We start from the raw sequence: 26,611 nt of genomic DNA on the forward strand, positions 1-26,611 counted from the left end.
CGAGAGCCTGGGGGAGTGTCGGGCTCCGGACGGCGGCGTGCAGGCCGTCCCCTGCCTGTGCGCAGCGCCGCCGCCGGAGCCCTGGGGTCCGGCCCGGGGCGCGTATCCGCTCAACGCGCGCCCCGTTCCGGGGTATTGCTCCCGGGTGGATCCCCGGGCCCGGGGTGTTTCAGTCCCCGGGGTGGGCGAGCTCGACGTCGTAGCCGTCGACCCCGCGGGCATCGACCACGAGGCCGGTGGCGACCGGCGGGTAGCCGCTCGCGATGACCGTGTAGTCGCCGGCGTCCAGGTCGGTGAAGGCGTAGGCGCCGTCCTCGCCGGTCGTCGAGGTGGCCACGACGTTGCCCGCCGCGTCCACCAGCGTGACCCGGGCGTCGGGCAGCGGGCGGCGGGCGCCGTCCGGGCCGCCCGCCCGCACGATGCCCTGCACCCGCGCGCCGGACAGCAGCTCGATCTCGATCCGGGTCGTGCCCTGGCCGCCGATCTCGACCGGCAGTGCGGCCGGGCGGTGGTTCGCGGCGTTCACGGCGACGGTGAAGGTCCCGGGCGCCAGCTCGTCGAAGGAGAAGTAGCCCTCGGCGCCGGTCCTTCCGGTGGCCAGCACCTCGCCGCGGACATCGGTGACGACGACCATCGCACCGTCGACCGGCTCGCCGGTGGCCGCGCTGCGGACCTGGCCGCCGAGGCCGCTGGTGCCGCTGAGCAGGATGTCGTAGCCGTACGGCTGGTCGCCGACGACGACCGTGGACGCCTGCGGCTGGTGGCCGTCGGCCGCGGCGATCAGCACGTACGAACCGGCGCCGGGGGCGTCGAGCGCGTACGAGCCGTTCGCCTGGGCGACCGCGCGGCCCAGCTGACGCCCGCTGAGCGAGATCAGCGTCACCGCGGAGCGCGGTACGGGGTGGCCCTCCGCATTGCGCACGAAGCCGTGGATCGCGGAACCGGTCGGGGTGGTGCCACCGCCACCGGCCGAGGCGTACGCCGCCAGCGGCTGGGTGGCCGGCGCGGCGGCCGGCTGCGCCCAGGAGGGCGTGTGCACGTCGTCGTCGGAGGCGACCGAGGGGGCGCCCACCAGGGCGGGCTCCAGCTCCTCGAGCGCCGCGGCGGCGGCGGGGTCCGGGACGACGGCATCCGACGGGGTGGCCGCGGCCTGGGCACTCTCGGCGCTCTGGGACAGTCCGCCACGCGTCTTCAACGCGACCTCCTTGATGAACAGGGTGAAGAGGAAGGCGAGCAGCGCGCAGGGCGCCGCGTAGAGGAACACATCGCCGACACCGTGGCCGTAGGCGCTCTCCATGACGGTGCGCAGCGGCGCCGGGAGGGCGTCCAGGTCCGGGATGCCCCCGCCGCTGTTGCCGGCGCCGTGGGCGGCGGCCTTGGCGGCCTTGGGGCCGAGGTCGGCCAGGCCGTCCTTGACGTAGTGGGTGACGCGGTTGGCGAGCACCGCACCGAGGGCCGAGACACCCACCGCACCACCGAGGGAACGGAAGAAGGTCACGACGGACGAGGCGGAACCGAGGTCCTCGGGCGCCACCTGGTTCTGCGTGGCGAGCACCAGGTTCTGCATCATCATGCCGATGCCCAGACCCATCAGGGCCATGAAGATCGCGATGTGCCAGTACTCGGTGTCGTAGCGGATGGTGCCCAGCAGGCCGAGACCCGCGGTGACCAGCACGCCACCGGAGACCAGCCAGGCCTTCCAGCGGCCGGTCTTGGTGATGATCTGGCCCGAGACGGTCGAGGAGACGAACAGACCGGCGATCATCGGGATCGTCATCACACCGGACATCGTCGGCGACTTGCCACGCGCCAGCTGGAAGTACTGGCTGAAGAACACGGTGCCGGAGAACATCGCGATACCGACGAACAGCGAGGCCACCGACGCCAGGGTGATCGTCTTGTTGCGGAACAGCCGCAACGGGATGATCGGCTCCTTGGCCTTGGTCTCGACGAAGACGAAGATCGCGCCGAGCACGACCGCGCCGCCGACCATCGCGGCGGTCTGCCACGACATCCAGTCGTACTTGTCACCGGCCAGCGTCACCCACACCAGCAGCAGCGAGACCGCCGCGCTGATGAAGAAGGCGCCCGCCCAGTCGACCTTGACGCCCTCGCGCCTGACGACGGGCAGCTTCAGGGTCTTCTGGAGCACGATCAGCGCGATGATCGCGAACGGCACACCGACGTAGAAGCACCAGCGCCAGCCGAGCCAGTCGGTGTCGGTGATGACACCGCCGAGCAGCGGCCCGCCGACGGTGGCGACGGCGAAGGTGGCGCCGAGGTATCCGCTGTACCGGCCGCGTTCGCGCGGCGAGATCATCGCGGCCATCACGATCTGGGCCAGGGCGGACAGACCGCCCACGCCTATGCCCTGCACCACACGGCAGGCGATCAGCATGCCGGTGTTCTGCGAGAGACCGGCCACGACCGAGCCCGCGACGTAGATGATCAGCGCGAACTGCACCAGCAGCTTCTTGCTGAACAGGTCGGAGAGCTTGCCCCACAGCGGGGTGGTCGCGGTCATCGCGAGCAGCGAGGCGGTGACGACCCAGGTGTAGGCGCTCTGTCCGCCGTCGAGGTCATGAATGATCTCGGGCAGCGCGTTGGAGACGATCGTCGACGACAGAATGGCGACGAACATGCCGAGCAGCAGCCCGGAGAGCGCCTCCATGATCTGACGGTGCGTCATAGGGGCCCCGTCGGAGGCGTGGTGGTGTCCGCCTCCATGCCTGGCGTGGCCGCCCCGCACACCGGCTGGTGTGGTCGTAGCCATGTAGTTCCTTTTCATCCTGCGGGTGTACGGGTGGTGGAGTCGTGATGCGCCCGGGTGCGGCAGTCGCCGAAGCTCGTGCGGAGCCTGGCGAGCAGTTCGACGAGGTGTCCGACGTCGGTGTCGGTCCAGTCGTCCAAGTACCGGGCGAGCGTTGCGGTGTAGCGCTCGGCGAGCTCCTCCAGGAGTGCCGTGCCGCTCGGGGTCAGGCGCAGCAGCCGTGACCGCTTGTCCGCGGGATCGGGCTTCCGCTCGATCCAGCCACGCTCGGCGGCGTGGGCGACATGCCGGCTGGTCACCGACATGTCGATGGCGAGCAGCTCGGCGAGCTGGCTCATCCGCATCTCGCCGTGCCGGTCGAGAAGGGTGAGCACCCCGGCCGAAGCGGGCGGGCAGTCCTGGGGCAGCATCCGCCCCATTTCGCGCTTGACGGCACCGATGGCGCTGAGTTGCCTGGCCAGCTCCTCGTACTGACTGTGGGCGGCCACGAGCTCCTCCACGCATCCATCGCACATCGCATCAACATCTTTTGTTGCTTGGGGCAACCATAAGCAAAGTTGGTTGCTGAAGGCAAACGATTCGTCCAGAGTTGAAGTAAAGGGAGCCAAAAGTCTGCGCCGGGGGATGGTCAATGGGTGCAAGATCCCCCGTAAAGGCGCAGGTGAGGGCCCGGACGGTGGCCCCTGGCCGATACTGGTCGGTAGCGGGACACCCCCAGACGACCCGGCCGCACTCCCGGCGACGCGCCGTACGCGGCCCGACCCCGCTCCGTAGGCGCCTTCGCGGGCGCCGCATACCTGCCCCAGGGGTGCCCCTCCGCCCCCGGTTCGCTAGGGTCCTTCCCCATGGCGACCAACCCGCAGAACCAGGCCGGCGGCAACTACGACCCGGCGGGCAGCACGCAGATGTTCCGGGCCTTCGTGGACGAGGGCGGCACCCCGCAGGCCGGCAGCCGCCGCGCACCGGCCCCCCAGCAGTCGGCCGGCCCCCGGGTGGGCGTCATCGTCGGCGTGATCGTCGCGGTTCTGGTCGTCGCGGGCGCGGCGTGGCTGGCGCTGGCGTAACGCCTTTCCCCGCAGTCGTCTTCCTGTGTACGGGGCCCGGCATGGCTGTGCCGGGCCCTTGACCTTTCTGCCGACGGTTACTTCACGCGCCCGCCCCTGCTCGCCGCGACCCGCAGTGCTTCCCACAGTCGGTGGACGCAGAAACGGAGTTCCCGGGCGGTGGCGCGCCCGGTACTGCGGGACTTCCTCCCCACCGTGCTTGAGCATGAAGTTCTGCTGGTTCTCCGCTCCGGCCCAGGTCTGGGAGTAGTAAAGGCTCGCGTCGACCGAGTCGATGCCGATGCCGCCGGTGTTTCCCCATGTGTCGTCGCCCCGGGACCCTGACCAAGGGTCGATCTTTTTCTGCATGCCTGCGTGGTCGCGCCTGGGAGACGAAGTTGGTGCAGTTGTTGTCGAACTGGATCGGGTCCTTCTTGTTCCAGTTCTCCAGCGCGTACTCCACCATCTTCACCCGGTCGAACTTCCCGTCCGTGCCGCGCATTTCACGCTTCGCGTTCTCGGGGATGCCATCCAACTGCGCGAGTTTTACGGGCTCGGCCCGCATCATGTCGTACTGCTGTTTCTCGCTCAGCCCGTTCCACCAGGCACGTACCGCGGCCGGGTCGGTGTTCGCCTTCGGGATGTCGGCGGCGAGCATGTCCATCTCGACATGCGAGGCGCGGTTCTGCTCTTTGAGTGCCTTGTCCGGGCCGCTGATGCCGACAGTGCCTGCCAGGCGGTACAGCTCGGCCGCTGTCTTTTCGTCCGCTTCCGTCGCCTGCCGCAGGGCCTGTTCGCGCACGGCGACGATGTCGTTGTACGCCTGCTGCTTGTCCGCGGCCGCGTTCGGGGCGGGGCACTCGAGAGGCATGCCGTCATCGCCCACCGGAGCCGATGGGCGCGGGCTGTCGCCTCTGTCCGCCAAGCTCGGCCACGGGCCTACCGGGAGCCGGGCGCCACCAGCCGCTCCGCCGCCCGATGTGCCTCGGCCAGTACGCCACCGAGGTTCGCGTACAGCAGCCGCCCGTCGCGCTTGACCGCCCGCCCGTCCACCAGGACCGTATCGACGTTCCCCGGGTGTGCGGCGGTCACCACCGCGCCGACCGGATCGTGCGCCACCGGGGCGAGGTTGAGTGCGTCGGCGCGCAGCAGTACGAGGTCGGCGCGCTTGCCGACGCCCAGTGAGCCCACCTCCTCGCCGAGGCCGAGCGCCGCGGCCCCCTCGGCGGTGGCCATGCGCAGCACATCGGCTGCCTTGAGCGCGAACCCGCCGTTGGCGCCGTCTCCGTCTCCGTCTCCGTCTCCGTCGCCGTCGAAGTGGCTGCTCATCAGTGCGGCGCGCATCTGGGAGAACATGTCACCCGGCGCCGAGGTGACCGCGTCCGCGCCCAGCCCCGTGGTGATGCCCGCCCGGCGCAGCCGTCCCGCCATCGGTGCGCCGAACCGCATCGAGGCCTCGATCGCCGGCGTGATCGCCACCGCCCCGCCGGACTCGGCGATCAGCCGCAGCTCGGAGTCGGGCAGCGAATTGCCGTGCACATACAGGGTGCCGGCGGTGAGCAGCCCCTGTTCCCGGAGGGCGCTGACCGGCCGCATCGCCACCGGCCCGGCGCTCACATGGACGGCGACGGGCAGCCCCAGCTCGCGGGCGAGCAGCCAGTCCTCCCGTACGGCCTCCGGTGGCGTGAAGGAGGGGCCGACCGGGGCCAGGGCCATCGTGACCCGCGCACCGCGCGACGGGAAGTGCGCGGTGCGGGCCTTGCGGACCCAGTCGGCCTGCCGGGCGGACTCGTCGAAGACGGGGTAGCCGTAGCCGAAGACGGCACGGATCCCCGCTTCCTCGAGCGCCTCGACGGCGGCTGCGGTGTGCTCCGGCGAGTACTGGACGTGGGAGAAGTCCTGGACGGTGGTGATCCCCGAGTCCAGGCAGTCCAGCGCGCCCAGGAGATTGCCGGTGTGCACGTCGGCGGGCGTGAAGCGGCCGGCGAGCTCACCGAGGACCCGGCTGAAGTAGCCGTCCAGGCTCGCGTCGACCGCGGCGGACCGCAGCACCCCCTGCCACAGATGCCGGTGGGCGTCGACGAACCCGGGCAGCACGACCATCGAGCGGGCGTCGATCACCTCCAGGCCGGGATCGGAGTCGTCGAGGGGCAGGTCGGGGCCCACGGCGGCGATCCGGCCCTCCTCGATGAGGACGTCGGTGTGCGGGTGGACGACGGGGTGGGGGGCGGTGTCGATGACCAGGCCGCCGCGCAGAAGCAGTCGCGGTGTGTGGTGGCGCTCGTTTTCCATGGCAAGTCACCCTCTACACGTTCGGAAGAAAGCTTTATAGAAAGCTATCATGGTGGTGATCTATCCTGCCGAAGTGACCGCAGCATCCGGACCAGTACCCGACCCCGTCGATGCGCTGCTGAGCGCATGGCGCACCGAGCTGCCGGATGTGCTCCGCCCGACGACGGAACTGTCGAAACGGATAACGCAGCTCGCCGGCGCCCTGGACGCGGCCACCCGCGGTGTACTGCCCGAACTCGGCCTGACCGTCGCCGAGTTCGACATCCTGGTCGCCCTGCGCAGGTCCGGTGAGCCGTACCGTATGAAGCCGAACGAACTGGCCCGGTCCCTGCTGCTGTCCTCCGGCGGCATCAGCAACGTCGTCAACCACCTCACCGGCCGCGGGCTCGTCCTCCGCGAGCCCTCACCGGACGACGGCCGCAGCACCATGATCCGGCTGACACCGGACGGGGTACGGACCGCCGAGCGTGCCGTCCGCGTCAATGCAGACGCCCATGAGGCGGTCTTCGCCGAGGCGTCCCCCACGGCCGTGAACGCGGCCACCCGAGCGCTGCGGGACGTGGGCGTACACCGCCTCCCCGCACCGCGCCCGCTGCGCACGGGACGCAATCGCAGCCGGTCCTGAGGCGCGGCGGCCGGGGGCGCGGCGGCGAGTCCGGGACGGTAGCCGCTCCTGGCGCGGCGGCGAGTTTGGGACGGTAGCCGCTCCCGGTGCGGCGGCGAGCCCCGGACCGTGGCCGGCCCGGGGCTCTCGCGGCGCACAGCCGATGCCTGGGCTGTTCCTGGGCCTCTAGGCCTGATCGGCCGCGGCCTGGAGCGCGGCGATGTCGATCTTCTTCATGCCGAACATGGCCTGCATGGCGCGGGCCGCACGTGCCTGGTCGGGGTCGTTCAGCATCTCCGCCATGCCGCCGGGCGCCACTTGCCAGGACAGCCCGTACTTGTCCTTCAGCCAGCCACAGGGGCCCTCCTCGCCGCCTTCGGAGAGCTTGGCCCAGTAGTAGTCGATCTCGCCCTGGTCGGCGCAGCTGATCATCAGGGAGATGGCCTCGTCGAAGGTGAACTCGGGGCCGCCGTTGATCGCGATGTACTCCTGGCCGTCGAGCTCGAACTCCACCGTCAGTACGGTCCCCGCAGGTCGCGGGCCTGCCTCGTTGTAATAGGTGACGTTCTTGATCTTCGAGTCCGGGAATACCGAGCAGTAGAACTCCGCGGCTTCCTTGCCCTGGGTGTCGAACCAGAGGTTGGGGATGATCTTGGGCATGGTCTTCTCCCTGAGACGGGGTCGCTGCCGGTGGCAGCGTCTGTGCCTCCTAAGACCGTCGCACCGCTCGGAACTCATCGCTATCCAGGGACGCGGTTCGGGTCGCACCTCCAGGGACGCGATTCGGCTCGCCCTGTGGGGGCGTTTTTCGGCCAGGCCGACTACGAAGGCGACGGTGACGACGACGGGGCGATGGCGGCGGCGATGGCAGCGGCGAGTGGGCCAACCGTGGCGGTGACGGCGGCGGCGGTGAAGCGGGACGGTCGCGGACCGGGCCCGGGTGCGGGACGGCCTTCGCGAGCGGCCTCACTTCCACCCGAAGGTGACGTCCTTGGTGTCGAGGTGCATGCCCAGCGGCACCCGCCAGCCGTCCACGCACACCCGCCAGGTGCCGGTCTTCTTCTTGCCGGGGGCGAGCGGCAGCGGAAGTTCGTGGGTGGACGTGATCGTCGCCCAGTCGATGCCGAGGGCCCCGATGATGTGGGTGCCGAAGGTGACGGTTCCGGCGGTGACGGGCCGGTCGCCGCTGTTGAGGAAGTCGAGGGTGACCTTCTGGCACCAGCGGACGTCGGTGCCGGCGAGAGCGGGCTTGCCGATCAGAAGACCGGCAGGCGCGTCCGCACCGGCCGGGATGGTGGGGGAGGGCGGCTCCGGGGCGGGAGAGCCATGGGGCGGGGTGGAACCGCCGGGGTGGCTGGGGGAGTTGGGTGAGTCCGGTGAGTCCGGTGAGCCCGGGGACGTGGCGCCGTCGCCGTGACCGGAGTGCGCTCCGGCGGGTGGTGCGGAGGGGCCGGGCGAGGCTCCGGACGCACCGGGGCTGCCGGGGGCTCCTGAGCCGTCGGCCGCCTCGCCCCCGCCGGATCCGGCGGGGGACCCGGATCCGGGCCGCCCAGCAGGCGCACTGCCTCCGTTGCCGTCCCCGTCTCCACTGCCACTGCCACTGCCGCTTCCGCTACCGCCCCTGCGGCCCCCGTCGCCGTCCAGGGGCGTCAGCTCCACACCATCGCCAGGCGGTACGGCCCGGGTCGGCGCCTGACCATCGGCGGGGCCCGCCGCGCCCACCGCGACATAGCCCTGGCCGGCCGCGCTCCCGCAGCCGGTGAGCAGCGCACCCAGACACAGCACGGCCGCAGAGGCGGAGGCCACAGTCGTCGTCCGTCGCATCGCGCCAGTGTTGCTGACGGTGCATCAGGTGTACAGAGGCCGGCCGGACGCATTCCTCGGCGATCCGGGGAGGACGCGATGGGGCACGCGATCGACAGCCTGCTCCCCCGTGGCCGGGCGCACTGCTGACGGCGTCGGCCGGTTGACCCTCACGGGCGACGGACGGGCAGGAGGGCGGGCGGTCAAGGCCGGACCAAGTTCTCGGTCCACGGGCTGCGTTCGGCGATCCACGTGGGAGCCACGGACGGGGGCGCACGAAAGGCCCCCCAGACGGGACCTACAGACGGGGTTCCACACACGGGGACCCAAAGACAGGGACCCAAACACAGGTACCCAAAGAGGGCGACGCACGGAGGGCAATCCACCAACGGAACATCCGGAACACCCGGAACGACGCACAACGCCCGACATAAAACGCCCGACATAAAACGCCCGACATAAAACGCCCGAACGCGCTCACGAGCCTCGTGCCGTCCCTCATGCGGCCGGGCGCGCGCCTCTCGCGCCACGCCCCGCCCCTTCCTCTCCGAAGCTTTACAACTGTCCGCCGAGCGACGCTGAGCGCCTTGCAGCCCCTCGGCGGACCGTTCCTCAGTCGGAGATGAGGCCCTCGCGCAGCTGCGCCAGGGTGCGGGTGAGCAGACGGGAGACGTGCATCTGGGAGATGCCGACCTCCTCGCCGATCTGGGACTGCGTCATGTTGGCGAAGAAGCGCAGCATGATGATCTGGCGCTCGCGGGGCGGGAGTTTGGCCAGCAGGGGCTTGAGGGACTCGCGGTACTCCACGCCCTCCAGGGCGGTGTCCTCGTAGCCGAGGCGGTCCGCGAGGGAGCCCTCGCCGCCGTCGTCCTCGGGGGAGGGGGAGTCGAGCGAGGAGGCGGTGTACGCGTTGCCGACGGCCAGGCCGTCGACCACGTCCTCCTCCGACACCCCCAGGCACAGGGCCAGTTCGGGGACGGTCGGGGAGCGGTCCAGCTTCTGGGAGAGCTCGTCGCTGGCCTTGGTGAGGGCGAGCCGGAGCTCCTGGAGCCGGCGCGGGACCCGTACCGACCATGACGTGTCACGGAAAAAGCGCTTGATCTCGCCGACCACGGTCGGCATCGCGAACGTCGGGAATTCCACGCCGCGTTCGCAGTCGAAACGGTCGATCGCCTTGATCAGGCCGATGGTGCCGACCTGGACGATGTCCTCCATCGGTTCGTTGCGGCTGCGGAAGCGGGCCGCGGCGTAGCGCACCAGAGGGAGGTTCAGTTCGATGAGCGTGTCTCGGACGTACGTACGTTCCGCGCAGTCCTTGTCGAGCGAGGCCAGCCGCAGGAACAGGGAGCGGGAGAGCGTGCGGGTGTTGATGGCGTCGTCGTCATGCACGTGCGGTGCGGGCGCGGGAATCGCGGGAAGCACCTTCGAGCTGCCCAGTTCTACGGACATGCCACCCCCTTGAGGTCGCGGTCGGGTCGCTGTGGCGTCCTCGGACCGGGGCGGACCGAGGAGTGATGCCTCCACCTGAATACCGGAGGCAGCGCTACGGCAAACGCGGTTCCAGCAGAATGTCACATGTCGGCAACACGCTGTAGCGCCATGTCGACATATCTGCGCAGGCTGTACGGGGACGGGTCGCCCGTCCCGGTTAGGCCTCGATCCTGTTTGCGGATCGCAGCCGGGCGAAGCTCCGCGACAGTAGCCGCGAGACATGCATCTGCGACACCCCTAGCTCCGCACTGATCTGTGACTGCGTCAGATTGCTGTAGTAACGCAGCAGAAGGATCCGCTGCTCGCGCTCGGGAAGCTGGACGAGGAGATGCCGTACGAGGTCGCGGTGCTCGACACCGGCCAGCTCAGGGTCCTCGTATCCGAGGCGGTCGAGCAGGCCGGGCAGGCCGTCGCCCTCCTGGGCGGCCTCCAGCGAGGTGGCGTGATACGAGCGGCCGGCCTCCAGGCAGGCCAGCACCTCGTCCTCCCCGATCTTCAGTCGCTCGGCGATCTCGGCGGTGGTGGGGGAGCGGCCGTGCAGCACCGTCAGGTCCTCCGTCGCGCCGTTGACCTGCACCCAGAGCTCGTGCAGGCGGCGCGGAACATGGACCGTGCGGACATTGTCTCGAAAGTAGCGTTTGATCTCGCCGACGACGGTGGGCATGGCGAAGGTGGGGAACTGGACGCCCCGGTCCGGATCGAACCGGTCGATCGCATTGATCAGGCCGATGGTGCCGACCTGGATGACGTCCTCCATCGGCTCGTTGCGGCTGCGGAAGCGCGCCGCGGCATAGCGGACCAGCGGCAGATTGGCTTCGATCAGCGCGGCACGGACCCGGGTGTGCTCGGGGGTGCCCGGTTCGAGGTCCGTCAACTCCGCGAACAGCACCTGCGTGAGCGCCCGCGTGTCCGCGCTTCGGCTCTCGCGGGATGGAGCCTTGGGCGCAGTACGGGCCGTCACGGTCACGCCACCCTTCACAGTGCATGTATCCGGCAAAAGCGGTCATAGCATCACAAGACATGTGCACTGTGTGCAAGCACCCCATAATGCCGTGTTGAACAGAGAGTTGAGTGGGTGCGGGGCGGCCGGGGGGCGGGTGGTGCCCGGGGGTACGGCGAAGCCCCCCGCCCGCAGGGGGCGAGGGGCTCGGCGGGGCGCTGTACGGAGGTGCCGCGGCTCAGAATTCGTAGTCGGCCATCACCCAGGTGGCGAATTCGCGCCACTGGGCAGCGGCCGCCTGGTGGGCCGGATGCTCGATATAGCGCTTGAGGGCGTCCTTGTCGGCCACGGCGGAGTTGATCGCGAAGTCGTAGGCGATCGGGCGGTCGGTGATGTTCCAGGCGCACTCCCAGAACGTAAGCTCCGGGATCTCGTCCTCCAGCGCCGCGAACGCGCGGACGCCGGCCTGCACCCGCTCCTCGTTGCGGGAGACACCTTCATTGAGCTTGAACAGGACCAGGTGGCGGATCACTGGGGGCCTCCGTGCGGCGGACGAGGCGCAGCCGGTCCGGTGGGCCGACTGGGCCGGGCTGGGGTGCCGGCCGATCGCGGGCCGGCCTCTCGGGTGGCGCCAGGGCCCGCCGGGTCGGACCGGACGATCCCTACTTGATCAGCTGGGTCATGAACTGGCCGACGCCCTGAGCGGCGGACGATATGCCCTCGAACCCTATCTGGACCATTTCGGCGGCCCGCTGCGGGGAGGTGATGATCGTGTACAGCACGAAGACGATGATCATGTACAACGCGATCTTCTTCGCCTGCGCCATCAGTCCCGTCTCCCCTACGCAGTCCCCTACCGGCAATGCCTGCACGTCCCCGTTGCAGTCGGGCGAGTGTAACCACACGTGTTCGATCGCGGGAGCCGGGCCTACGGGCTCCGCTCGGGCGGCCCCGCCGGGCCGCGGCACCCGGGCTCCGGCACTGATCCGGACTTTATGGACCAAAGGCCTGCCAAGGGAGGCCCTTTGCCTGCCTGTTGGGCGGCCTCCCCGAGGCACCATGAAGGAGGTGGCCCGGTGGATCTGGCAGGAATCCACGGGCCCGGGACCAGGGCCTCTCTGCGGGGTCCGCGCCAAGATCGTCCGCGGGACGGTGGCGCGGATTCGGGGGTTCGGTCCGCAATCGGGGGGAGCGGTCGTCCCCTGACGCCCGCTTCCCCCGACCGAACAGGAGCCCCGCCTCCCGCGCCACCCCTGGAATCCACGGGGGGTCCCAGGACACGGCCCGGAGGCGGGGCTCCGTCGCATGCGGCGGCCGCGCGTGCCGTACGCGGCCCCGGAGCCCGCGGCCACGCGTCCGCGGGGTGCGTTCCTCTTCAGCGGGCCGGCCGCAACCAAGAGGAACGCACCCCGCGTCTCCCACCCGGTACGACGCGGGCACCCTGGACGTCATGCGCCGCGACGTACCTGGTCGCCATGGAGCGTGCATCATGTACACGACACATGACGCATCGGCAGTGTGTCGTACCGCGGCATGTGGCCGCGTGGGACGACGAAAGGAAGACAGGCTCCGACGATGAAGATCGACTGGGACCGGCGTACCTGCGCGCGCCGCGGGCACATCACCTACCTCCCGCGCGAGGAGCACCTCCGGGACAAGCTGCGCGCGGCCACCGCTCTCGGCGAGGCCTGGCGCTGTCTGCGCTGCGGCGACTTCGCCCTCGGTGACCCGCACGGCTCCGGGCCGGCCGCCGACGCCCCGCTGGTCCCGCGCGGCAAGGTCCTGCGCGATCTGTTCATCCTGCGGTTCCTGGCCGTCGAGCGCGCGGTGCGCGGGGTGTTCATCGTGCTGGCCGCGGTCGGCGTATGGCAGTTCAGCAACCGTAAGGACGCGGTCCGCCGGTTCTTCGACGAGTACATCGCCGTGCTCCGCCCGGTGGCCCGGCATTTCCACTACGACCTGGACCACTCACCGGTCGTCGGCACCATCCAGAAGACCTTCGGCTACCGCCACTCCACGCTGCTGCTGGTGGCCGCGCTGCTGCTGGTCTACGCCCTGGTGGAGATCATCGAGGGCGTGGGCCTGTGGCGGGCCAAGCGGTGGGCGGAGTATCTGACGGTGGTGGCGACGGCGGCCTTCCTGCCGCTGGAGATCTACGAGCTGACCGAGAAGGTCAGCTGGCTCAAGATCGCCACGCTGGTGATCAACATCCTCGCGGTGCTCTACATCGCGCTCACCAAGCGGCTGTTCGGGCTAAGGGGCGGCCGCGCCGCCTTCGACGAGGAGCGGCACAGCGCCTCCCTCCTCGAAGTCGAGACCTCGGCCGGAGTGGCCGCCACCGCCCATAATGGCTGAACGCCCGTCTCTAGGGGGAACCGAAGAATGCCCATGAACTCCGTATCGCGCGAGACCGATTCGTCCCACGCGGCTGCCCGGCCGGACCGGAGGGGACCGCGGTCTCCCCTGACCCGGCGGCGGCCGGCCGTCGTGCTGGCGCTGCTGGTCGGCCTGCTGGCCGCGGCCGTCGCACCGGCAACGGCGGCGGGCCGCAGCGCGGTGGACGGCGCACGCGTGACGGCCACCGCGAGCGCCCCGGGCCGGAGCGCGGATGCCTCCCGGCTCGCCGCCGCGCCCGCGCAGCCCGCCGCGTACCGCCACCACAGCACGCACCACTCGACTGCGGTCAAGACGGTCTTCAAGTCCAAGAAGTCCAAGACGTCGAAGTGGAAGTCGAAGGTGAAGAAGAAGGGCGGCTTCTTCAAGAAGCTCGGCATCTTCTTGATCGTGCTGTTCGTCCTCTTCCTCGTCGTCATGATCCTGGTGATCTGGCTGATCGTGCGCTTCTTCCGCCGCGCGCGGAACCGTCGCGACGCCTGATCAGTGCCTCATGGGCCGTTCAGGCCCCCGCGGCGCGTCCGTTCCGGCGGGCGCGCCGCTTTTTGCCGTCTGTCACCTCGCGCGCAACAACGGGATGGCTTCTCCCGGGAATTGGCTCGCCTCCTGGTCGTAACAGGGGGCGCTGCCCTCTGCCGACGAAAGCCGACGAACGCCGGCTGATGACGGGGGACGGCGACGAACGACCGGTCCGATGGCGCCACGGCCACCGGACCGGGATGCCACGACAACTCGGCCTCCGCTCCACCTCCGGCCGACTACCGCCTCGGCTGCGTCACTTGCTGCTGAGGCGGCCGAGCAATGTCCTCAGCGCCAGCCGAAGAGACTGGTTCTTCTGCTTGAGGATGCGGGCCTGTTCCTGCGCCAGGTCACCTGAACGCCATGCTCCGGCGTGCTGTTTCATATAGGCGGCCGGGTCGGCTTGAAACTCCCCGATGCGCGGGTCTGTTTCTAAGGCCACGCCGTTCCAGACACCTGCCGTCGTACTCATGACTGAATCCCCCCCGGATTCTGCGTCGCGTGCGAGTCTGCCGCGGTGGTCGGGCATAAGTTCCATCCCTCACCCCCGAGGTGAACACCCGCCGCGAGCTGCCGATATGTGCCCCCAGCGAGATCACTGCCACTGGCCGCTCGCGTCGCGATCACGAGCAGCCCCATCACGACGTGCATCTGTGCAAGCCGAGCACATCGCCCTTATCCGGCATCACACAGTAGCCGAGGGATACCCGAACCAGCCCGGAACTAAACGATTTTCGCCCGATGAGACTACTCTGTGTGTATCGTGCGTGACAGCACACGCAACCTGGGGTTGGGGACAGGGGAGGGGGTTGCATATGGGGTGGGGTGCGTTTTCCGCCGGAGCTCTGGCGGTCCTGGCATATGTGGCTCAAATGGTCATTGGGCTGGACATGGCCACATGGTTGTTCTGGGTGATCACGGGAGTCGGATCGGTCGCCACGGTCGCCACGGTGTGGTTGGCCAGCCGTCGGGTGACCACGGCAAATGAAGCCGCCAAGGCGGCGACGAAGAACCAGCGGCGCGCTTTTGAGGATGTGCTCGTTCCCCTGGCGTCCAACCTCGGCCAGATCGTTTCGAGTTCCACCAAGGCCGAACGGACCGCACTGCAGCAGCAGACCAAGCAGGCGATCGTCTCGCTCACCGCTTCTCTGATCGGTCCTCAGGATGTACGGGCCTGCTTTCTGGAGCAGGTTCCCGGTACGCCGTCCGGGCAGCGTGAGGTGAAGTGCCGTAACAGCCTCTGGTCGGGCAGGAACGTGGCGCCTGTGACGACGTTCCGGGAGGCCGACCTCCGCGGAAAAGAGTTATTGAAGCTGCTCGACGACGGCACCAGTACGTTCGTGGAAAATGTGGACCAATTGCCTGCCGCGTTAAAGCCCGACAGTGACAGCTATAAGACCTATATCGCCTGCTCGGTGAAAGCCGGGGACGAATCGTTCGGGGTCCTGGCGGTCGACGGCCTCAGGCCGGGAGATCTGCATCAGGACGACGTGACCATGGTCGGGGTTTTCGCACGCATGCTGGGCGTCGCCCTGGCCGTGAAAAGGTAATCGACGCTTTCCCACGGTCTCCGCACGCTGTGGGAGGGGCGAGTTCCCGGTGACCGGAGGCTGTGTGCGGCCTGAGGAGACCTGCGCCGGACCCCGGGTGCGCCGGACCTCGGGTGCGACGCGCCCCGGAAACGACAAGGGCCCCGATCCGTAAAGATCGGGGCCCTTGCCCTCTGAGCGGTAGCGGTGGGATTTGAACCCACGGAGGAGTTGCCCCCTCACGCGCTTTCGAGGCGCGCTCCTTCGGCCGCTCGGACACGCTACCGAGAGAGAGCTTAGCCCACGGGTGGCCGTGCGCCGAAATCGGATTCCGGGGAGCGGCCCGTGCGGGGGCGGAACGCCGGTCAGCGGTCGCGGAAGAAGTCGGTGAGCAGGGCCGCACAGTCGGCTTCGAGGACGCCGGTGATGACCTCGGGGCGGTGATTGAGGCGCCGGTCACGTACGACGTCCCAGAGGGAGCCGGCCGCGCCGGCCTTGGCGTCGCGGGCGCCGTAGACGACCCGGTCGACGCGGGAGAGCACGATCGCGCCGGCACACATCGTGCACGGTTCGAGGGTGACGACGAGCGTGCAGTCGGTCAGCCGCCACTCGCCCGGCCGGCGCCCGCCACCCGGGCCGGCGCCTCCCGCGGGCTCCGGGAGCGCGGACCGCTCCCGGAGGGTCCGGGCCGCTGCCCGCAGCGCGAGGATCTCGGCGTGTGCGGTCGGATCGCCGGTGGCCTCACGCGCGTTGTGGCCGGTGCCGAGGACCGTGCCGTCCGCGGACAGCACGACGGCGCCCACCGGGACGTCACCGGTCCCGGGGGCGCGGGCGGCCTCGCCCAGCGCCTGCCGCATCGGTGCGATCCAGGGATCGCGCAGCGGGTCGGGAGCGGGGGAGGGGTGAGAGGCGGATGGGGGGACGGTCATGTCCCCAGTGTCGGGGACGCGACCGGGGGCGGGACCCGGGCCCTGGGGGCGCGGGTCCGGCTGGCCGGCTCAGCGCACGGCTTCCAGGACCTCCGTGCAGCCCAGCGAGTCGGCGATGGTGCTCAGCGCATCACTGTCGAGGGCCAGCAGCTCCTTCTCGCTGACACCCAGATCGGCCAGCAGGGCGGCATCGCCGAGCGGGCCGCGCGGCGGGCCGTCCGAGCCGTTCACGGCCTCCAGGGGGTCGTCGTCGTCCACGTTGTCGTCCGATTCGGGTTCGCCGTCCTCCGTGCCGTCCAGGTCGAGGCTGTCGAGGTCATCGGCCGCGTCGTCCTCATCGCGGCCGAGCAGCTCGTCGGCCAGCATCGCGCCGTACGAGCTTCTGGCGGCGGCGGCGGCATTGGAGAGGAAGACCCGCGGGTCTTCCTCGCCGTCCACCCGGACGACGCCGAACCAGGCGTCCTCCTGCTCGATGAAGGCCACCACCGTGTCGTCGTCGACGGCTGCCTCTCGGGCCAGATCGGCCAGATCGGTCAGCGTCTCCACATCGTCGAGCTCCGTATCGCTCGCTTCCCACCCGTCTTCGGTGCGCGCGAGCAGTGCGGCGAAGTACACCGTGACTCTCCCACTGGTCATAGGCGTGCCGGGCCGGGCGGGGCGGCGCTGCACGCCGTTGGTCCCGCCCCTTCGGAATCGTGGCAGAAACAACGCCTTCGCGCGGGGTCTTCGGCGCTGCGTCGTGCGGAGGTTGTGAGAGATGTCGCTCACGTGCCGCAGTGCAGGAGGGGGCGCGGGGGTGTTCCGCTACCAGCGGAATGTGCGCATCCGCATGGCCTGGCGCATCCGTTCGGCCCGTGCGCGGCGCGGCTGGACGCGGTTGCGCAGCTCCTTGGCCTCGTGCAGTTCCCGCAGAAATTGTGCGCGGCGCCGTCGGCGCGCCGCTTCCGCAGCGGCGTCCGGGGCCGCGCCCTCGCTGCCGGGGACGGCCTCGTTCGTGTCATCGGTCCGCTGACGGTCGGGCACCCATGCACCACCTCGGGCAGGATCTTCGCCCGGCGACGGGACGGCCAATCGGGCGTACGTGCCCACTTTCCCTCCTTTCGGCGGTTTGATGCCGACCATGTCGTGCTGCCGTGAACGGAGGCCGGTGCCGCACGGCGGGCGTCGGTGCCTTCCGCCTCGGTTACTGTCGATGTCATGCGGATCCACGTCGTCGACCACCCGCTGGTGGCGCACAAACTCACCACACTGCGCGACAAGCGCACCGACTCCCCCACCTTCCGGCGGCTCGCCGACGAGCTGGTCACCCTGCTCGCCTACGAGGCCACCCGTGATGTGCGCACCGCGCAGGTCGACATCGAGACCCCGGTGACGGCGACCACCGGCGTGCGGCTGTCGCACCCGCGCCCCCTGGTCGTACCGATCCTGCGGGCCGGTCTGGGCATGCTGGACGGCATGGTCCGGCTGCTGCCCACCGCCGAGGTCGGCTTCATGGGCATGGTCCGCAACGAGGAGACGTACGAGGCGCACACCTACGCCACGCGGATGCCCGATGACCTCTCGGGCCGTCAGGTGTACGTCGTCGACCCGATGCTCGCCACCGGCGGCACGCTGGTCGCGGCGATCCGTGAGCTGATCAAGCGCGGTGCGGACGATGTCACCGCAATCTGTCTGCTGGCTGCGCCGGAGGGCGTCGCCGTCATGGAGAAGGAGCTGGCCGGCACGCCCGTCACGGTGGTCACCGCGGCGGTCGACGAGCGGCTCAACGAGGACCGCTACATCGTGCCGGGCCTCGGCGACGCCGGGGACCGGATGTACGGCACGGCCGGCTGAACGGGCCGCGGCCTTCCCGCCTGATCTTTGTCCGGGCCCCGCACCACGGGTTGGTGCGGGGCCCGTCCGTATGCGGTCAGCACTTGGCGGCGTCGGCGGGGGCCGGGGACGGACGGGTCAGCAGGGACAGGGACTTCGCCGCGCTCGCCCGGGGGGCCAGCGCCTTGAAGGTGTCGCCGATGATCAGGTCGAGCTCGGCGCCCTTGCGGCCGTCGGTCTTCTGCTGGGCGCCGGCGAGCTGGGTGGCCAGCACCTTCAGCGGGCCGTCGGCCGCCGCCGGGCCGAGCAGTATCCCGGCGCCCTTGACCTTCTTGTCGTAGGCGGCGGGCGCGTTGCCCACCTTGCCGATCTTGAAGCCGCGTTTTTGGAGTTCGTCGGCGGTGCGCTTGGCGAGTCCGGAGCGCGGGGTGGCGTTGAGGACATTGACGGTCAGCGTGCCGGGCGCGGGCAGTTTCTGCGCGGCCGTCCTGGCCTGCGCCGCCTCCTTCTCGCTGCTGTCCTGGCAGTGTTTTTTGCCCGGGGAGGCCTGGGCGGTGCTGCTGCGGCCGCCGAAGACGTCGATGAGCTGCAGGGTCCCCCAGCCGGCCAGGCCGAGGGTGCAGGCCGTGGCGACAAGGGCGAGGGCGATCCGGCGACGGTGGCGGGGACGGCGCATCCGCGGATACCTGTCGCCCGTGATGCGGTACTTCTTACCGCCCATGCCTGGGGGCGTCAGCATGCTCATGGGCGCAGCGTAGTGCGGGAGGCGGGTTGTGCCTATCAAATGATCAACGCGTGGCGCGAGACCCAACCCAAAAGGGTCAATACGGACAGGGTGGGTTGGGTGCTGCCGGGCGGTAAGAGGGGATTTCCGGCCAGTTGCTCAGGGGGTGGGCGTCAGCCCAGTTCGAGCACGCGGGCGTGCAGGACCTGGCGTTGCTGGAGAGCCGCGCGTACCGCGCGGTGCAGCCCGTCCTCCAGGTAGAGGTCGCCCTCCCACTTCACGACATGCGCGAAGAGGTCGCCGTAGAACGTCGAGTCCTCGGCGAGCAGCGTTTCGAGATCGAGCTGCTGCTTGGTCGTCACCAACTGGTCGAGGCGTACCGGACGCGGGGCGACGTCCGCCCACTGGCGGGTGCTCTCCCGGCCGTGGTCCGGGTACGGCCGGCCGTTTCCGATGCGCTTGAAGATCACACGGAAAGCCTACCGGGCGAGCGGCACCGGGCGCAGCCATGCCGCAGCAACGCAAAAGGATCATTGACGGCAAACTTGGATCATTGGGGAGGGGAGGGCCGAAGGATATGGCCGGATGCGACCCGAACGGACTACGGCACGGCGCGTCCCGGACTCGTGCCGCGGCCGGACCGTCACCACTTCCGGGCGGCCTCCAGGCTCGGCTGCCAGTACGTGACCGTGGCGGTGCGCGGGTCGACATGGACCGGGGCGCGGCCGTCCAGGCCGACCTGGGTGGGGGTGGCGCGGCCGGTCAGCGCGACGCCGAACTGGGAGATCTTCCGGCCTCGGTGGCCCCTGCCGCCCGTTCCGCCGGCGGCGGAGGTGGTGATCGTGGCGTACGCGGTGTCGCCGGGCGCCAGCGAGACCGCGGTGGACGGCCGGCTCGCCGCGATTGCGGGGAGGATGGGCTGCCGGTCGTCGCCGAACCGCAGCAGGGGGTATCGCTGGGCGGCGAAGTGGCAGGTCCGGCCGGAGGAGTTGGTGACCGTCAGCAGCATGCGGTGGGTCCGCCGCGGCATCGCGCCGGCGTGGAATCTGAGCATCTCGGGGGTGCAGGCGACCCGGCCGTCGGGGCCGGGGGACAGATTCTCGCCGTCCTCCCGGGAGGACGAGGTGGGGGCCGGGGAGACGCCCGCGGGGTTGCCCATCCGGTTGCCGGAGATCTCGTGGCAGGCGGTGGTCAGGGCGAGTGCGGCGGTGGCGAGGAGGGCGGCGGCGACGGCCCGGCAGGTGGTGGTGTCGGTGAACGGCATAGGGATCTCCCCCGGGACGGTGGCGTGTGCACGACCTTCGGCTCCGGTGCTGGTGATCCGCTAACGCACGGCTAACGCATGCCGGAGGCCTCGGCCGCCGTGCCCGCTCCGTCCGGCGCGCGGGCTTCGCCGCCCGGCGGTCGCGGACCGGCTGCCGTACGGGCACGGCCGGGGGCGCCCGCCCGCGGACCGCACCGCACGGCTGCGGCCGGCCCGCCGGGGCCCGCTGTGCACCGGGCGTGCGAACGGGCCGGGCGGGCTGCTGTGGCCCGAGGCCGGCGGGGCGGGAGCGGGTGTCCGTCAGTGGCACGCTCAACTGCTTGAGGGTGAAGGGGAATTGCTCCTGCCGCCGGGTGTGGTGCTGCTCTGCGGGGTGGGAGCCGACGGGGTGGCGGAGGGGGGCCGGGAGGTCGTGGGGGGACGGTCGCCCGGCTGGTCCGTCGGGCTCGGCGTGGGGGTGTCACGGGGGCTCCGGGGCGGGCCGGTGCCGGGCGCAGGCGAGTCGGAGGGGTCGACGCTGCGGTGGCCCGTCGAGGGAGTGTCCGTAGGCGGCTCGGGGGTCGGTCCCGTATGCGCCGGGGACGGGGCGGGGGTGACCGGGTGCGGGGGCGTCGCGGGGGAGGGCCGGTCCGGGGGGCCGCCGGGGGCGGTCGCCAGACAGCCGATCACGACGGCGGCGGCTGCCGCGGCCAGCGGCAGCCCGAAACGGCGCAGCCACGGCAGCCCGGCAACGGACAGCCGGCCGCGGCGGGTATGCGGTCCGGGGGGCGCGGCGGGCCGCAGGTCCCGCAGGGCGATGCTCTCGGCGCGTGCCGCGAGGGCCCGGCGCAGCCGGTCCTCCACGGGGCGCCCGGACGTGCCGTCGTCAGGGCCCGTGCCGCTGCCGCCCACGCCGTCGCCGGGCCCGCTGCCGGTGCGGCCGGTACCCGTGCCGGGGCCGTTCATGACCGCTCCTCCAAGATCTTCTCCAGCGAGTCCAGTGCGCGGCTGGCGATCGACTTCACCGAGCCGCGGCTGATGCCCAGCGTCGTCGCGATCTGCGCCTCGGTCAGATCGCCCCAGTAGCGCAGGACGAGCACCTCCCGGCGGCGGGCGGTCAGCCCGCTCAGCGCGGCGAACACCTCCCGGTGCTCCTCGTCCAGCACGATCCGCTCCTCGGCGGACGGCGCATCCGCCTCGTGGGGCGGGGTGTAGTCGCGTGCGGTACGGCGGCGCCGCAGCACCGAGCGGGCGGCGTTGACGACCGCGGTGCGCAGATAGGCGAGCGCATTGTCGACCTCGCCGAGCTCCTCGCCGTGCCGCTTGTAGAGCGCGGCGAACGCGTCCTGGACGACGTCCTCGGCGGTGGCACGGTCGTCGACGAGCAGGACGGCCAGCCGGACCATGTTCAGCCGGTGTGCGTGGTAGAGCTCGCTGATCGTCGGCCCGGCTTGGGGCGGGGCGGGGGCGTCGTCGTCCGGCAACCGGGCCTCGACGCCCGTGGGCCCGCCGTACGCGGGATACCGGGGTTGCCGGCCGGGGCGCGGTGTTTCGCGGCGGGCGGCCGGCGGGCGGGCGGTGCGCAGCAGCCACCGCCGCAGGGCAGGCCGGAGCCCCGGCAGGGCGAACCGTACCGGGGCGTGCCGCGGGGTGGCGGAGTACTCCATCGAATCCTCGGGGCGGGCGGGCGCGGTGGCTCAGCCGCGCCGGCGGCGGACCGCGTAGACGGTGCCGCCGCCCGCGGCGATCAGGGCCGCGGCGGCTCCGCCGAGCGCCATGGTGGTCGTGGCGGACGCCCCGGTGCGTGCGAGTTCCTTGTCGCTGCCCGATCCCTTGGCGGGGGCGGGGCGGGCGCTTGCCGAGGGGCTGTCACCGCCCTTGCCGGGGGAGGTCGGCGGTGCGCTGGGCGGGACGCTGACGCTGGGCTGCGGCCCCGGGCGGCTGGGGGAGGCGGAGGGCCGGGGGGTGGCGGGGGCGGTGGCCTTCGGGGGGACGCTGGTGGCCGGCGTGGGGCGGGCGCTGCCGTCGGCCGGCTGGGGGACGGGTGACGGGGTCGCGTGGCCGGTGTACGGATGCTGCGGCTGGGATGCGGCGGCGTCGGCGTGTGCGGTGCCGGCCGCGGACAGCGCGGCGAGCGCGAGCGTCGCGACCAGTCCGGCGCCGGCCGCACCGCGCAGACGGGGGCGCGCGGCGGACGGCCGGAAACCGGCGGAGGCGGGGGAGGTACGGGTGAACTTCACGGTCGGCTGCTCCACGTTGTTCGTCAGGTCGGCGCCCGATTGCGCCCTCACCCGTGACGACGTGCGGCAGGGACGGGGGTTGCCGGGAGGTGCGGAAATTCTTCCGCGGGTCCGCGTCCGCCCCTCCCTGGGCCGTCAGCCCACGCTGTGCAGCAGTTTCTCCACGGCCTTGACCCGGTCGCCCAGCTCCGCCAACTGCGCGCTCACCGTCTCCTGTTGGACGGTGATCCGTTCCGCGAGCCTGCGGTACTCGGCCAGCGCAGCGGCATCCGCCCGGTGCCGCTGAAGCCTGAAGTACGACACCACGATCGTGGTGACCGAGGCGAAGATGATCACCAGGACGGCTATCGGGATGATGGTGCTGCCGTTCATGTACGGGTCCCCCTAGGGTCGTTCGGTCCCTCCGCGGCCGACGGCTCAGCCGTCCGTGCCCCCGGTTTCTTGCGATGACGCCGCCCCCGAGCGGTCCTCCTGGAGGGCGCCGAGGACGGTGTCCACGTTCAGCTTCAGCTCGAACGGCGTCAGTTCGAAGTACTTGAGCGCCTTGCCGTCCTCGGACAGTTCCAGCCGTCCCGCCACCAGACCGGCCTTCTCCAGGCGGTCCAGGTGCATATAGAGCAGCGGCCGGGACATCTCCAGCCGACGGGCCAGTTCGCTGACGTAGAGCCGGCCGTCGGCCAGTTCGGCGATCACCCGCAGCCGCTGCGCATGGCCCACGGCGGACAGCAGGGCCAGCAGCTCCTCGCTGTTCATGGCCCACCTTCTTGCCGTTCCGGACGCCTGTCAGCGGAGGTTTTCGCATGACACGACGGACTGTCAAACACGTCCGCCGCCCTCCGGCCACCACAATCTTACGGTTGACGCTTCACTCCGACACCTGTAATCCTCGACTTACATGCGTACCAGTGGGGGGCGCGACGTGATGTCGAAGGAGCCGGGCACATGAACGTGGCGGTACGAATGCGGCCGACGGAGCAGCGGCCGGAGGAAAGGCGGCCGGTCACGGTCCGGTTGGCGGCCTGGAGCGCACGGCATCCCTGGCGCGCACTGGCCGGATGGCTGGCGTTCGTGGTGCTGTGCCTGGGGGTGGGCCTCGCGGCGGGCACCCACCAGGCCACCGCGGAGGACCACCGCGTCGGTGAGGCGGGCCGCGCCGAGACCCTGGCCGCCGAGGCCGGTCTGGGGCACGAGCCGGTCGAACAGGTGCTGATCTCCGCCCGGTCCGGCCCGCTGGAGGAGGCCGCGGTCCGGGCGGCCGTCCGGGACGTCACCGCCCGGATGCGGAAGCTGCCCGAGGTGGCGCGGGTCGCGCCCCCGGTCCGCTCGGCGGACGGCGGCGCGCTGCGGGTCCCCGTGATCATGAAGGGGGCGGCGGCGGACGCCAAGGACCATGTCGCCCCGCTCGCCGCCCAGACCGCGGCGGTCCAGCGCAGCCATACGCACCTGCGGGTGGCGGAGACCGGCAGCCCGTCGGTCAGCGTCGGCGTCGACACCCAGCGTGGCCAGGACCTGGCGCTCTCCGAAGCGATCACCCTGCCGGTCACCCTGCTGACCCTGCTGGCCGTCTTCGGGTCCGCACTGATGGTGGCGGTGCCGCTGCTGCTCGCGCTGACGTCGATCGCGGCCGCCATAGGCCTGTCGATGACGGTTTCCCACGTACTGCCGGACGCCGGGGTGGGCACCAGCATCATCCTGCTGATCGGCATGGCGGTCGGCGTCGACTACACGCTCTTCTACCTCAAGCGCGAACGGGAGGAACGGGCCCGCGCGGGCGGCCGCCTCGGATCCGAGGCGCTGGTGGAACTGGCCGCCGCCACCTCCGGCCGGGCGGTCGTCGTCTCCGGCCTCGCGGTCGTCGTCTCCACGGCCACCCTCTACCTGGCCACCGACGTGATCTTCTCCTCGCTCGCGACGAGCACCGTCATCGTCGTCCTGGCCGCGGTCCTCAGCTCGCTGACGGCGCTGCCCGCACTCCTGGTCAAGATCGCCCAGCGCGCCGAACGCCGCGCCGCCCGCCGCGAGCGGCGGACCGGACGCCGGCCGGCGCCGCGGGTCCGGCCGGACGGCAGCGGCCGCATCTGGCGCGCCCTGCTGCGCCCCGCGAGCACCCACCCGGCCCGTGCCCTGTGCCTGTCCGTCCTGCTGATGCTGGGTCTTGCGGCACCCGCCCTGGGCATGCAGCTGCGCGTCCTCAACAAGGACAGCCACTCACGCGAGATCCCCGCACTGCGGACCTATGACCGCCTCACCGCGGCCTTCCCCGACCTGCGCGTCCAGCACCAGATCGTGGTCCGGTCCGCCGCCGCCCACGCGCCCGAAGTGGCGGCGGCACTACGGGAGGCGGGCGCACGGACCCACTCCGATCCCCTGTACGCCACGGACTCCGCACCGCCCCTCCGTACCTCCCGGGACCGCCGCACCACCACCATGGACGTGCCGACGCCCCACAAGGTCAGCTCCCCCGAGGCGCTCACCTCCCTCGACCGCCTCCGTACGGACTATCTGCCGGCCACCGTGGGCAAGGTGCCCGGCGCGGAGTTCGCGGTCAGCGGGGACGTGGCGCACGACACCGACTACCTCGCCCACCAGAACGAGAAACTGCCCCTGGTCGTCGGGGCGCTGCTGCTGGTGACGTTCCTGATGACGGCCCTGGTCTTCCGCTCCGTCGTCATCGGTCTGGTCGGCGTCGCGCTCAATCTGCTGTCCGCGGCCGCCGCGTTCGGGCTGGTCGTGATCTTCTTCCAACACGGCCTGGCGAGCACGCTGTTCGGCTTCGACGCCGCGGCGACCAGCGCGATCGGCTCCCGCGTCCCGCTGTTCCTGTTCGTGATCCTCTTCGGCCTGTCGATGGACTACCAGGTCTTCGTGGTCAGCCGTATACGGGAGGCGGCACTGCGCGGCGTACCGACGCGGGAGGCGGTGCTGCACGGGGTCGGCGCCTCCGCCAAGGTCGTCACCAGCGCGGCAGCGGTCATGGTGACGGTCTTCGCCAGCTATATGTTCCTGCACCTCGCCGAGATGAAGCAGATCGGCTTCAGTCTCGCGGTGGCCGTCCTGCTGGACGCCTTCGTCATCCGCGTGGTGATCCTGCCGTCGGCACTGATCCTCCTGGGGCGGGCGAGCTGGTGGCCGTCCCGCACGATGCGGCGGGCGCAGAGCTGAGGAAGGGCTCCAGGGGTCGGACGGGAGGGCGCTGCGGGAGCGGGAGGGCGCTACGGGTAGGGGCGGTGACGGGTCGCCCCTTCTCTCAACCCGGGCCCTGCGCAACTGAGTTGGCTGCCGACACCGACGTGTCCACGCCCGACGGCTCGAAGCGGGCGACCGCGCCGGGCTGGGACCACAGACCGGTCACGCCGGGGCGGGTGGCGAGGCGGAAGAAGCTCTTGGAGCGGAGGATCTCGCCGTAGGCGCCGCTGTCCGGCTGTCCGGTGACGAAGTGCCAGAGACGGGCCGGGGGGAAGGGCCGGCCGGCGCGGAGGACCGTGCCGGCGATGCCGTACTCCTCGGTCTCCGGGACATGGTCGCCGTTGAGCTCCCTGACCGAGCCGGGCGCCTGCTGGGCGCGTTCCAGGTCGAAGCGGCCGGTGCCCAGCACCTCGGTGGGCGTCACCCTGCCGCGCTGCGCGGGGACGATGCGGGCGGCCGGATTGAGCCGGGCCGGCGTCGCCTGGAGCCGTAGGGTGGTCGCGCTGTCGACCAGGTCGGTCTTGTGGAGCACGATGACATCGGCGAATTCGATCTGGTCCATGAGCCGATCGCTGATGGTGCGTTCGTCGCCCTCGTACTGGTCGAGGCCGCGTTCGGCGAGGCCGTCGCCGCCGGTGAGTCCGGGCAGGAAGCCGGCGGCGTCGCATTGACGATGACGGCGACGCGCAGGCCTTCCCGATTGCCCAGGACGTGGTTGAGCAGGGTGGTCTTGCCCGCGCCGAGGAATCCGGAGAGCACGGTGACGGGCTGCCGGGGGTGCGGCATGGCCGGTCAGTCCTTCGGGTCGATCAGGCCGAGTCGGTACGCCTTCGCGAGGCGGCGCGGGACCTGGTAGACGGAGCCGTCGACGGTGACGGGCACCAGCTGGGGCGCGGTGGCCTTCCACTGCGCGCGGCGGTGGCGGGTGTTGCTGCGGGAGAGCTTGCGCTTGGGCACGGCCATGGGGCGGGGCCTCCTTCGGCGGTCGGGCGGCAGGAGGTCAGAGGCTATATGAAAATGGATACCGTTTCCAATTAGTGCCAGGGGTCATGGGGTCACGGCAGGCGAACGCCCGGGGCCGCCTGCGTCAGG

Annotated in this window: 30 protein-coding genes, 1 tRNA gene and 1 pseudogene; 7 read left to right on the top strand and 25 right to left on the bottom strand. The window is 71.0% G+C overall.

Annotation, left to right across the window (positions count from 1 at the left end):
- Positions 1–169 precede the first annotated feature (169 nt).
- Positions 170–2,773, bottom strand: a complete 2,604-nt coding sequence (locus tag K7C20_RS19920; protein WP_053210611.1) for an MFS transporter — start codon at positions 2,771–2,773, stop codon at positions 170–172.
- A gap of 11 nt (positions 2,774–2,784) precedes the next feature.
- Entirely contained in the window at positions 2,785–3,258 is a 474-nt protein-coding gene (locus tag K7C20_RS19925) for a MarR family winged helix-turn-helix transcriptional regulator (RefSeq protein WP_048829870.1), read from the bottom strand.
- A gap of 357 nt (positions 3,259–3,615) precedes the next feature.
- On the opposite strand from K7C20_RS19925, the gene K7C20_RS19930 reads away from it, so the two are divergent.
- The gene (locus tag K7C20_RS19930) at positions 3,616–3,834 is read left to right on the top strand and encodes a hypothetical protein (RefSeq protein ID WP_030084990.1); all 219 of its coding nucleotides are present in this window, start codon (positions 3,616–3,618) and stop codon (positions 3,832–3,834) included.
- 82 nt (positions 3,835–3,916) lie between these two features.
- Here K7C20_RS19930 and K7C20_RS19935 read toward each other — a convergent pair whose 3' ends face one another.
- Together K7C20_RS19935 and K7C20_RS19940 are read right to left on the bottom strand one after the other, a co-directional pair.
- Complete coding sequence (locus K7C20_RS19935; protein WP_222892637.1) at positions 3,917–4,684, bottom strand: amidase domain-containing protein; 768 nt, start codon at positions 4,682–4,684, stop codon at positions 3,917–3,919.
- Positions 4,685–4,752: 68 nt separating this feature from the next.
- Complete coding sequence (locus K7C20_RS19940; RefSeq protein ID WP_053210610.1) at positions 4,753–6,105, bottom strand: amidohydrolase family protein; 1,353 nt, start codon at positions 6,103–6,105, stop codon at positions 4,753–4,755.
- Positions 6,106–6,178: 73 nt separating this feature from the next.
- On the opposite strand from K7C20_RS19940, the gene K7C20_RS19945 reads away from it, so the two are divergent.
- Positions 6,179–6,730 carry a MarR family winged helix-turn-helix transcriptional regulator gene (locus K7C20_RS19945; protein ID WP_245171942.1) on the top strand — a complete coding sequence of 184 codons (552 nt, stop codon included), beginning with the start codon at positions 6,179–6,181 and terminating at the stop codon, positions 6,728–6,730.
- Positions 6,731–6,895: 165 nt separating this feature from the next.
- Here the strand turns inward: K7C20_RS19945 and K7C20_RS19950 are convergent, their stop codons facing one another.
- From K7C20_RS19950 to K7C20_RS19975, 6 genes are all read right to left on the bottom strand, one after another.
- Positions 6,896–7,369: a VOC family protein gene (locus K7C20_RS19950; RefSeq protein ID WP_030084980.1), complete on the bottom strand. Its 474-nt coding sequence runs from the start codon at positions 7,367–7,369 to the stop codon at positions 6,896–6,898.
- Positions 7,370–7,675: 306 nt separating this feature from the next.
- The gene (locus tag K7C20_RS19955) at positions 7,676–8,533 is read right to left on the bottom strand and encodes a hypothetical protein (RefSeq protein WP_053210609.1); all 858 of its coding nucleotides are present in this window, start codon (positions 8,531–8,533) and stop codon (positions 7,676–7,678) included.
- A gap of 591 nt (positions 8,534–9,124) precedes the next feature.
- Positions 9,125–9,961 (bottom strand): RNA polymerase sigma factor SigF, encoded by an 837-nt coding sequence (locus tag K7C20_RS19960; protein WP_030084977.1) that lies wholly within the window; start codon positions 9,959–9,961, stop codon positions 9,125–9,127.
- Between the two features lie 199 nt (positions 9,962–10,160).
- Positions 10,161–10,970 (bottom strand): RNA polymerase sigma factor SigF, encoded by an 810-nt coding sequence (locus K7C20_RS19965; RefSeq protein ID WP_030084976.1) that lies wholly within the window; start codon positions 10,968–10,970, stop codon positions 10,161–10,163.
- Positions 10,971–11,181: 211 nt separating this feature from the next.
- Positions 11,182–11,475 (bottom strand): Dabb family protein, encoded by a 294-nt coding sequence (locus tag K7C20_RS19970; RefSeq protein ID WP_030084975.1) that lies wholly within the window; start codon positions 11,473–11,475, stop codon positions 11,182–11,184.
- 130 nt (positions 11,476–11,605) lie between these two features.
- Positions 11,606–11,770 carry a hypothetical protein gene (locus tag K7C20_RS19975; RefSeq protein ID WP_167352561.1) on the bottom strand — a complete coding sequence of 55 codons (165 nt, stop codon included), beginning with the start codon at positions 11,768–11,770 and terminating at the stop codon, positions 11,606–11,608.
- A 748-nt stretch (positions 11,771–12,518) separates the two neighbouring features.
- On the opposite strand from K7C20_RS19975, the gene K7C20_RS19980 reads away from it, so the two are divergent.
- Both K7C20_RS19980 and K7C20_RS19985 read left to right on the top strand, forming a co-directional pair.
- Positions 12,519–13,298, top strand: a complete 780-nt coding sequence (locus K7C20_RS19980) for a DUF2127 domain-containing protein (protein WP_030084974.1) — start codon at positions 12,519–12,521, stop codon at positions 13,296–13,298.
- A gap of 33 nt (positions 13,299–13,331) precedes the next feature.
- Positions 13,332–13,820 (top strand): hypothetical protein, encoded by a 489-nt coding sequence (locus tag K7C20_RS19985; RefSeq protein ID WP_030084973.1) that lies wholly within the window; start codon positions 13,332–13,334, stop codon positions 13,818–13,820.
- Positions 13,821–14,112: 292 nt separating this feature from the next.
- Here K7C20_RS19985 and K7C20_RS19990 read toward each other — a convergent pair whose 3' ends face one another.
- Positions 14,113–14,328 (bottom strand): hypothetical protein, encoded by a 216-nt coding sequence (locus K7C20_RS19990; RefSeq protein WP_150127356.1) that lies wholly within the window; start codon positions 14,326–14,328, stop codon positions 14,113–14,115.
- Positions 14,329–14,728: 400 nt separating this feature from the next.
- On the opposite strand from K7C20_RS19990, the gene K7C20_RS19995 reads away from it, so the two are divergent.
- Positions 14,729–15,406: a GAF domain-containing protein gene (locus tag K7C20_RS19995; protein WP_030084972.1), complete on the top strand. Its 678-nt coding sequence runs from the start codon at positions 14,729–14,731 to the stop codon at positions 15,404–15,406.
- 178 nt (positions 15,407–15,584) lie between these two features.
- Here the strand turns inward: K7C20_RS19995 and K7C20_RS20000 are convergent.
- The 4 genes from K7C20_RS20000 to K7C20_RS20015 all read right to left on the bottom strand — a co-directional run bounded on the left by K7C20_RS20000 (position 15,585) and on the right by K7C20_RS20015 (position 17,337).
- A tRNA-Ser gene (locus K7C20_RS20000) sits at positions 15,585–15,671 on the bottom strand.
- 79 nt (positions 15,672–15,750) lie between these two features.
- Positions 15,751–16,314 (bottom strand): nucleoside deaminase, encoded by a 564-nt coding sequence (locus K7C20_RS20005; RefSeq protein ID WP_078953673.1) that lies wholly within the window; start codon positions 16,312–16,314, stop codon positions 15,751–15,753.
- A gap of 69 nt (positions 16,315–16,383) precedes the next feature.
- Complete coding sequence (locus tag K7C20_RS20010) at positions 16,384–16,929, bottom strand: tRNA adenosine deaminase-associated protein (RefSeq protein ID WP_030084970.1); 546 nt, start codon at positions 16,927–16,929, stop codon at positions 16,384–16,386.
- Positions 16,930–17,118: 189 nt separating this feature from the next.
- Positions 17,119–17,337 (bottom strand): hypothetical protein, encoded by a 219-nt coding sequence (locus K7C20_RS20015; RefSeq protein WP_030084962.1) that lies wholly within the window; start codon positions 17,335–17,337, stop codon positions 17,119–17,121.
- 174 nt (positions 17,338–17,511) lie between these two features.
- On the opposite strand from K7C20_RS20015, the gene upp reads away from it, so the two are divergent.
- Complete coding sequence (upp, locus tag K7C20_RS20020; protein WP_030084960.1) at positions 17,512–18,147, top strand: uracil phosphoribosyltransferase; 636 nt, start codon at positions 17,512–17,514, stop codon at positions 18,145–18,147.
- A gap of 76 nt (positions 18,148–18,223) precedes the next feature.
- On the opposite strand, the gene K7C20_RS20025 is transcribed toward upp, so the two are convergent.
- The 8 genes from K7C20_RS20025 to K7C20_RS20060 form a co-directional block, all read right to left on the bottom strand.
- The gene (locus tag K7C20_RS20025) at positions 18,224–18,871 is read right to left on the bottom strand and encodes a LytR C-terminal domain-containing protein (protein WP_048829865.1); all 648 of its coding nucleotides are present in this window, start codon (positions 18,869–18,871) and stop codon (positions 18,224–18,226) included.
- A 152-nt stretch (positions 18,872–19,023) separates the two neighbouring features.
- On the bottom strand, positions 19,024–19,320 hold the full coding sequence (locus K7C20_RS20030; RefSeq protein ID WP_030084955.1) for a type II toxin-antitoxin system VapB family antitoxin: 297 nt from the start codon (positions 19,318–19,320) through the stop codon (positions 19,024–19,026).
- A 173-nt stretch (positions 19,321–19,493) separates the two neighbouring features.
- Positions 19,494–20,114, bottom strand: a complete 621-nt coding sequence (locus K7C20_RS20035) for a DUF4232 domain-containing protein (protein ID WP_030084953.1) — start codon at positions 20,112–20,114, stop codon at positions 19,494–19,496.
- A 312-nt stretch (positions 20,115–20,426) separates the two neighbouring features.
- Positions 20,427–21,059, bottom strand: a complete 633-nt coding sequence (locus tag K7C20_RS20040) for a hypothetical protein (RefSeq protein ID WP_222892638.1) — start codon at positions 21,057–21,059, stop codon at positions 20,427–20,429.
- Positions 21,056–21,760, bottom strand: coding sequence for an RNA polymerase sigma factor (locus K7C20_RS20045; RefSeq protein ID WP_053210216.1), 705 nt, complete (start codon positions 21,758–21,760; stop codon positions 21,056–21,058). The genes K7C20_RS20040 and K7C20_RS20045 overlap by 4 nt, the downstream gene beginning before the upstream one ends.
- A gap of 30 nt (positions 21,761–21,790) precedes the next feature.
- Positions 21,791–22,384, bottom strand: coding sequence for an LPXTG cell wall anchor domain-containing protein (locus K7C20_RS20050; RefSeq protein WP_150127332.1), 594 nt, complete (start codon positions 22,382–22,384; stop codon positions 21,791–21,793).
- Between the two features lie 84 nt (positions 22,385–22,468).
- Positions 22,469–22,705, bottom strand: coding sequence for a hypothetical protein (locus tag K7C20_RS20055; RefSeq protein WP_030077804.1), 237 nt, complete (start codon positions 22,703–22,705; stop codon positions 22,469–22,471).
- Between the two features lie 45 nt (positions 22,706–22,750).
- The gene (locus K7C20_RS20060; RefSeq protein ID WP_030077806.1) at positions 22,751–23,086 is read right to left on the bottom strand and encodes an ArsR/SmtB family transcription factor; all 336 of its coding nucleotides are present in this window, start codon (positions 23,084–23,086) and stop codon (positions 22,751–22,753) included.
- A 207-nt stretch (positions 23,087–23,293) separates the two neighbouring features.
- Here K7C20_RS20060 and K7C20_RS20065 point away from each other — a divergent pair, with 207 nt between their 5' ends.
- A complete protein-coding gene (locus K7C20_RS20065; RefSeq protein WP_053210222.1) occupies positions 23,294–25,495 on the top strand; it encodes an MMPL family transporter in 2,202 nt (733 codons plus the stop codon).
- A gap of 136 nt (positions 25,496–25,631) precedes the next feature.
- On the opposite strand, the pseudogene K7C20_RS20070 reads toward K7C20_RS20065, so the two are convergent.
- Both K7C20_RS20070 and rpmF read right to left on the bottom strand, forming a co-directional pair.
- Positions 25,632–26,305 (bottom strand): annotated as a pseudogene (locus K7C20_RS20070) (CobW family GTP-binding protein); the annotation flags it as partial.
- A 6-nt stretch (positions 26,306–26,311) separates the two neighbouring features.
- Entirely contained in the window at positions 26,312–26,482 is a 171-nt protein-coding gene (gene rpmF / locus K7C20_RS20075) for a 50S ribosomal protein L32 (RefSeq protein WP_030077812.1), read from the bottom strand.
- Positions 26,483–26,611: the final 129 nt, after the last annotated feature.

The organism is Streptomyces decoyicus (genome assembly GCF_019880305.1).
GTDB classification, from domain to species: Bacteria; Actinomycetota; Actinomycetes; order Streptomycetales; family Streptomycetaceae; genus Streptomyces; species Streptomyces decoyicus.